The following is a 6,990-nucleotide window of genomic DNA, read 5'->3' on the forward strand; positions in this document are numbered from 1 at the left end:
CGCTATTCTAGCCACAGCAGGGTGTCGCCGGGGCTTACCGGGCGTCCGGGCTGACAGCCGATGCGTTTCACCACCCCTGCCTGGGGTGCGGTAATCGCCAGCTCCATTTTCATCGCTTCGACGATGATCAGCGTCTGACCGGCTTCAACCCTGGTGCCGGGTTCCACCAGCACTTTCCAGATATTGCCGTTCATGTCTGCGGTCACCGGCAGGGCCGCTTCGTCGATAACCTCCTCCGCAGGCGGGAGGGGAATGTCGATCGCTGCCTGCTGGTCATCGAGCTGCCAGCGTTCCACTTCGGCCTCAAACGCGGTGGACTGATGCTGACGGAAACGGGCAATGTCCTCTGCATGGTCCTGCAGGAACTGCAGATGCGCCGGGAAGTCGAACACCGTCTCCTCGATGCGCACCGTGGCGCGCCCTTCACGGAAATCGTCCCGCAGCTGAATCAGTTCCTCTTCGCTGACCGGGTAGAAACGCACCTGGTCAAAGAAGTGCAGCAGCCAGGGTTCTCCCGCGCTGAACTGTTCGTTTTTAAGGAATTTGTTCCAGATGGGTAAGGTGCGCCCCACCAGCTGATACCCGCCCGGGGAGTCCATGCCATAAATACACATGTACATCCCGCCGATGCCCACGGTGCCTTCGGCGGTAAAGGTGCGCGCCGGGTTATATTTGGAGCTGAGCAGACGATGGCGCGGGTCAATCGGCACCGCGCAGGGCGCGCCAAGATAAACATCACCGAGGCCAAGAATTAAGTAGCTGGCGTCAAAAATCGTCTCTTTGACCGCCTCGCGGTTCGGCAGACCGTTGATGCGCTGAATAAAATCCACGTTATTGGGCAGCCACGGCGCACTCGCCCGCACGGTGTCGGTATAGCGGCTGACGGCATCCAGCGTGGCACTGTCTTCGAACGCCATCGGCAGGTGGACGATACGTGACGGGACTTTCAGCTGGCTGACATCGCCAATCAGTGATTCCAGCTCCAGCAGCAGCGCCACCAGCGCCTGCTGGCTGAGGGCGAGACTGTCGTAGCGGATCTGTAGGGAACGCACCCCCGGCGAAAGCTCTTTGATCCCCGGATGCGCCAGGGTGCGCAGGTGCTCCATCAGCAGGTGGACGCGCAGGCGCAAGGCCAGATCCAGCACGTTATCGCCGTACTCAATCAGGATGTAGTTGTCCCCCGCCTGACGGTAGACAATGGCGGGCGTGGCGAGCGTGGCGGGTAACGCGACCAGCGCAGCGGCAGAAACGCCCTCCCGGTCGGCCAGAGAAGGCACAGCAAAGGTCGCCAGCGCCGCGCTGTGCAGGGTTTCAATGCTGCGCTGCTGGGCTTTTTCGCGCGCCACCGCATCTTCCACGCTGATCGGGTAAAAGCGGATCCGATCCCCGGGTTTGACCTGGCCCACTTTCCACAGCTCGGCTTTGGCAATGGTCACCGGGCAGACAAACCCGCCCAGGCTTGGGCCATCCTGGGTGAGGATCACCGGGAAGTCGCCGGTAAAGTTAATGGCACCCATCGCGTATTCGCAGTCATGGACGTTGGACGGGTGCAGCCCCGCTTCCCCGCCGTTCGGCCGGGTCCAGCTCGGTTTCGGCCCTACCAGACGCACGCCGAGGCGGTTGGAGTTGTAATGCACCTGCCAGTCGCTGGCAAAAAAGGTATCAATCGCCTCCTGAGTAAAGAAGTCCGGTGCGCCGTGGGGTCCGTACAGCACGCCAATGCGCCAGATATCGTCGTAGGTGGGGATCAGTGACGCTGAGAGGGCTTTGGGTTCACTCACCGGTGCAGGGGTGGTGCAGGCAGCAAGCAACGGATTCGAGACGGGCAGCAGGTCCGCCACCCGCAGCGTGCGTCCGGCGTGGCCGCCAAACTGGCCCAGCGCAAAGGTCGAACGACTGCCGAGGTATTGCGGCACATCCAGGCCATTGCGCACGGCAAGGTAGCCGCGACAGCCGCTTCGGGCGCGCCCTAACGTCAGGGTCTGACCGGCCGCCACCGACACCGGCTGCCACAGCGGCACCGGCTCACCGTCCAGCAACGCCTGGCAATCTGCCCCGGTCAGGGCAATCAGCGCCGCAGTGTGGAATTGCAGAACCGGCCCCTGCAGGGTGAACTCCAGCCCGGCTGCGGATTCATGGTTGCCAACGATGCGGTTAGCCAGGCGGAAGGCAAAATCATCCATCGGGCCGGAAGGCGGGACGCCGATATCCCAGTAGCCCAGACGCCCGGGATAATCCTGGACGCTGCTCCAGGTGCCGGGCTGAAGCACTTCAATCACCGCTGAGGTGGCGATCACACTGTCGAGCATTCGCGTCCAGACGCTGCCGGTGCGGAAGGCCTCGCTGGCGGTAATCTGACGCAGGTAGTCCAGATTGGTGGTGATGCCGTGCAGGCGCGTGGCATTCAGCGCGGTGTGCAGTTTTTCCAGCGCCGCTTCGCGGGTTGGGGCATGCACAATCAGTTTGGCAATCATCGGATCGTAAAAAGCGCTGACCTCGCTGCCGGTGGTCACCCCGGTGTCGATGCGCACGTCCTCTGGAAAGAGCACTTCGGTTAACACGCCAGGGCTGGGCTGGAAGTTTTTCAGCGGGTTTTCCGCGTAAATGCGTACTTCCATGGCGGCCCCCTGCGGGGCCTGCTTCAGCCGTGCCCAGTCGATAGATTCTTCAGCCGCCACGCGCAGCATACACTCCACCAGATCCAGCCCGGTGACGCATTCGGTTACCGGATGCTCAACCTGCAGGCGGGTGTTCACTTCGAGGAAGTAAAAAGCATCCAGCGCGGCATCATAGATAAACTCCACCGTCCCGGCGCTGCGGTAATTCACCTGCTTACCGAGCTGCACGGCGGCCGCCAGCAGCGCCGCACGGGTGCTGGCGGGCAGGTTGGGTGCCGGAGTCTCTTCCACGACTTTCTGGTTGCGGCGCTGCAGGGAACAGTCGCGTTCACCGAGCGCCACCACGTTGCCTTTCCCGTCGCCAAAAATCTGCACTTCTATATGACGCGCCCGGTCAACGCAGCGCTCGACAAACACCCCTGCATCGCTGAAAAACTGCTCCCCCAGCCGACGGACGCTCTCCCACGCCTGCCCCAGAGCGTCGGCATCGGCGCAGCGCGTCAGGCCGATCCCACCGCCGCCCGCGGTGCTTTTCAGCATCACCGGGTAGCCAATAAACTCCGCAGAGGCCAGCGCCTCTTCCAGCGAGTTCAGCAGCCCGGTTCCCGGCGTCATCGGCACGCCCGCCAGTGCGGCCAGCTCGCGGGCGCGGTGTTTGAGGCCGAACTCACCAATCTGCTGCGCCGTGGGGCCAATAAAGACGATCCCGGCCTGCTCACAGGCGTCGGCAAAGGGCAGGCTTTCGGAGAGAAAACCGTAGCCCGGCCAGATGGCCTGGGCGCCGGTTTGCCGGGCCGCGGCAATAATTTTGTCGATCCTGAGATAGCTGTCGCTGGCCTTCTCGCCCCCCAGCGGGATGGCGATATCCGCCTGTCTGACGTGCTCGGCATTTTTATCCGCATCGGAATAGACCGCCACGCTGGTGATCCCCAGACGTTTCAGCGTGCGCATCGCGCGACAGGCTATTTCACCCCGGTTGGCTATCAGTACGGTATTAAACATGGCGCGTCTCCTGGCGGGCAACCCAGTGACGCCAGCCTTTGAATTCAGTAATGTCGGTGGCATCGTGCAGCGCCGCCGGTTCACAGATAAACCCCTTCACCCAGCGCCCGTCGCCGAGCTCCAGCGAGCCGATACCCAGCGGGGCAGGAATTTCCGCAACAAACTCCCCAAACCGCGCCAGCGGGATATCCCACAGCTCCACCTGAATGGCCGCGCCCGAAGCATCCCGGGCAATACCCGGTTTGGCGGGCTGGGTGTTAGCCAGCGCATACAGGCGGTAACAGGGGGCGGTTTCGGTGGCCTCGACAAACACTGCCTGGCGGGTGGTGAGCTGGGCGTTAAGCGGCATTCCGCGCAGGTGCGCTCCAACCACCGCCACCCGCACGTGGTGAGAAGAGACCGGAAGCGTGGCCCCTGCCGCGTCGAAGGGCTGCCCGGTGGCACCCAGCGGTAACGCCAGCTGCCGCTGCCAGCGCAGGCCAAAATCTGCCAGCGCCCGGTCATGCCATGCCGGGGCAAGCAGGGTGATGCCCGCAGGCAGCCCGTCTGCCCTGAACGGGGCGGGCAACGCCAGGGCGCTGAGGTCGGCCAGGTTGGTGAAGTTGGTGTAGGTACCAAAATGCGAGTTATAGCGGACAGGCTCCTGCTGCATCTCTTGCAGGGTATGAATGGTGGGTGACGTGGGCACCACCAGCGCATCCACATCGCGTAAGGCATGCTGGATTTTTTGCGCCAGCTCAGCGCGCAGATATTCGGCGTTGAACGCGTCCACCGCGCTGTAGTTCAGCCCGGCAGAGATAATGGCGTGGACGGTAGGATCCATCTGTTCCGGGTGATCAAGCATCTCGCCGACGGCAGCGGTCCGCTCGGCGACCCACGGCCCCTGATACAGCTGCTCGGCCAGCTGATAAAACGCCGAGAAATCAATCGGCTTGAGGGTTGCGCCACTGGCTCGCAGGGCGTCCAGCGCACGCTCCCAGGCCGCCTGGGCCTGCTCATCATCAAAGAAGCGTAACTCAGCCGGGATCGCCAGCAGCGGCGCAGCCGACATCGCCGCAGGGGCGGTCGCTGGATGGGTGCGGGAGTAAGCGTCAGCGCTGTCCGCGCCGCCCGCCAGGGAGGCAATATAAAACGCATCCTCAACCGTCAGGGCAAACACCGACAGCGTGTCATTCAGACGACACGCAGGCAGTACCCCGGTCGCCGGGAGCCAGCCCTTGGTGGGCTTGAGGCCGACAATATTGTTAAACCCGGCAGGCACGCGGCCCGACCCGGCCGTGTCGGTACCAAAGGCAAAGGGCACCAGACCACGGGCCACCACGGATGCCGACCCCGAGCTGGACCCGCCGCTGACGTAATCCGGGTTAAAAGTGTTGGGCACCGCGCCGTAAGGGGAACGCGTCCCGACAAGCCCGGTAGCAAACTGGTCAAGATTGGTTTTACCGATCAGGATCGCACCCGCCGCCTTCAGGCGGGCCACGGCGGTGGCATCTTCCTCAGCCACAAATTCAAATGCCGGACAGGCGGCAGTGGTCGGCCAGCCTGCCACATCGACATTGTCTTTGACCGCAAAAGGAATACCGAATAAGGGCAACGCGTCGGGGTTACTGCGATACAGGGGCAGAACCGCGTCTATTTGCGCCTGCAGCTGCGCCGGACTGGCAATCGCAATCCAGGCATTATCATCAGTCGACAGTGCAGCAAGATGATCTTTTAAGAGGCCAAAAACGTCATCGCTATTCTGCTTAATGTGCTGCTGCCATGCCGCCACTGTTTTTCCGGTCATTAACGTCATTGTTGAATTCCTGCTGGTATACAAGATGGAATTCATTTAGCAATACGCATGCCAGATATTTAACCTGTTGATTTAAAGAATTTATATATATAAAAACCTAGTGCGGATTTATTTATCGCACTCTTTCTGAACATCAAAGCGTTATTTCAGTGCAGCGTAATATTGGAAATACCGATATTACTAGCCGCCATCAGAATAATAAGTTATGACGAAAAAATAAGCGGTTATACAAAATATTCGCACGGTCGGCTCCCTCTCCATTCAGGGAGAGGGCTGGGGTGAGGAGGAGCATGCGGCTCCGGTAGTGGTTCCGTTCACTTTAGTCCGTGCCAGTCACGCCTGACGAAACGCCTCAAGGCGCTTAATTTGCCGTCCATCGCGGTCAAAATTCTCCGCTGCCAGCCACCCGCGCAGCGCGGCATCCCTGTCTGGCCATTCGCTATCGATAATCGACAGCATGTCGCTGTCGCGATTGCGCCCTTTGCGCACCAGCTTCTGTCGCAGACGCCCTTCCCAGCTAAAGCCCAGCCGCTCCGCAGCCCGACGCGAGGCAATATTCATGGAATCGCACTTCCACTCCAGACGGCGATAGCCCCGTTCAAAACCGTATTTCAGCAACAGCCAGACCGACTCGGTTCCGAGCGGGGTATTTTTCATTTTTCGCGACCAGGTGACATGGCCAATCTCCACCGAACCCAGCTGCTGCTCAATCGCCATATAGCTGACCAGACCGACCGCCTGCCCGCTCTGCCGATCTATCACCGCAAACGGCACCAATCCCCGATCCTGCACTTTCCCTTCGACCCAGGCGGCAGTGTCTGCCACGCTTGCGGGCTGACAGCTGGCAAGCCAGGTCCAGTCGCTGTCATCGCCCAGCGCGTAGGCCGCGAACAGATCCCCGGCATGCAGGTCGGCGTCCAGCGGCTCCAGCCGACAAAAACGCCCTTCCAGCACTCCACGTTCTAATACTCTGGCCCCCTGCCACTCGGGAACCGGGTCGTTAACGGTCTGCCCCCAGCGATTGATTTCCGGCATGTTGCTACCCCTTTTTTTAATGATATGACCCGGCTAATAACCATAAATTTTTCTTTATGCACTGACGTAATAAGCTAAGCAGAATTTAGACTTTCCTTAATGTTTCCCGCCCCCCTAACGTAACCCACCAGAAAACAATCAAAAACAAATATTCAGGGAATCTATGACTAAAAAATTACTTCCGTTACTGGTGCTGGCCGCGCTGTCGGCAACCGCCCATGCCGCAACGCCCCCCAATACGCTGGTGGTGGCCCAGGGTCTGGATGACATCGTCAGTCTCGATCCGGCCGAAGCCAACGAGCTTTCCAGTATCCAGACCGTGCCAAGCCTGTATCAACGCCTGGTTCAGCCTGACCGCAATAACCCGGAAAAAATCACCCCAATTCTGGCCGAAAGCTGGGAAGCCGATGCCGCCGCCAAAACCCTGACCATCAAGCTGAAACCCGACGCGAAATTCGCCTCTGGCAATCCGCTGCGTCCGGAAGACGTTATTTTCTCGTATACCCGCGCCATTACGCTGAACAAATCACCGGCCTTTAT

Annotated in this window: 4 protein-coding genes; 1 reads left to right on the forward strand and 3 read right to left on the reverse strand. The window is 60.6% G+C overall.

The genetic code is table 11. From position 1 onward, the window contains the following. Window positions 1-2: 2 nt before the first annotated feature. The 3 genes from uca to ACRDD5_RS02195 form a co-directional block, all read right to left on the reverse strand. Complete coding sequence (gene uca, locus ACRDD5_RS02185; RefSeq protein ID WP_438675769.1) at window positions 3-3,620, reverse strand: urea carboxylase; 3,618 nt, start codon at window positions 3,618-3,620, stop codon at window positions 3-5. Further along, window positions 3,613-5,415: an allophanate hydrolase gene (atzF, locus tag ACRDD5_RS02190; RefSeq protein ID WP_438675770.1), complete on the reverse strand. Its 1,803-nt coding sequence runs from the start codon at window positions 5,413-5,415 to the stop codon at window positions 3,613-3,615. The genes uca and atzF overlap by 8 nt, the downstream gene beginning before the upstream one ends. Before the next feature lie 333 nt (window positions 5,416-5,748). Continuing rightward, window positions 5,749-6,450 carry a GNAT family N-acetyltransferase gene (locus ACRDD5_RS02195; RefSeq protein WP_438675771.1) on the reverse strand — a complete coding sequence of 234 codons (702 nt, stop codon included), beginning with the start codon at window positions 6,448-6,450 and terminating at the stop codon, window positions 5,749-5,751. Window positions 6,451-6,613: 163 nt separating this feature from the next. On the opposite strand from ACRDD5_RS02195, the gene ACRDD5_RS02200 reads away from it, so the two are divergent. Further along, window positions 6,614-6,990 (forward strand): ABC transporter substrate-binding protein (locus tag ACRDD5_RS02200; protein ID WP_438675772.1); only part of this gene is annotated, 377 nt, incomplete at its 3' end.

The sequence above is a fragment of the Silvania sp. genome (assembly GCF_051656365.1).
In the GTDB taxonomy this organism is placed as follows: domain Bacteria; phylum Pseudomonadota; class Gammaproteobacteria; order Enterobacterales; family Enterobacteriaceae; genus Enterobacter; species Enterobacter hatchlandensis.

What these genes read in the sequence shown, in the direction of transcription:
- atzF (WP_438675770.1), bottom strand. Translation starts at nt 5,415, where the DNA reads ATGACGTTAATGACCGGAAAAACAGTGGCGGCATGGCAGCAGCACATT.
- uca (WP_438675769.1), bottom strand. Translation starts at nt 3,620, where the DNA reads ATGTTTAATACCGTACTGATAGCCAACCGGGGTGAAATAGCCTGTCGC.
- ACRDD5_RS02195 (WP_438675771.1), bottom strand. Translation starts at nt 6,450, where the DNA reads ATGCCGGAAATCAATCGCTGGGGGCAGACCGTTAACGACCCGGTTCCC.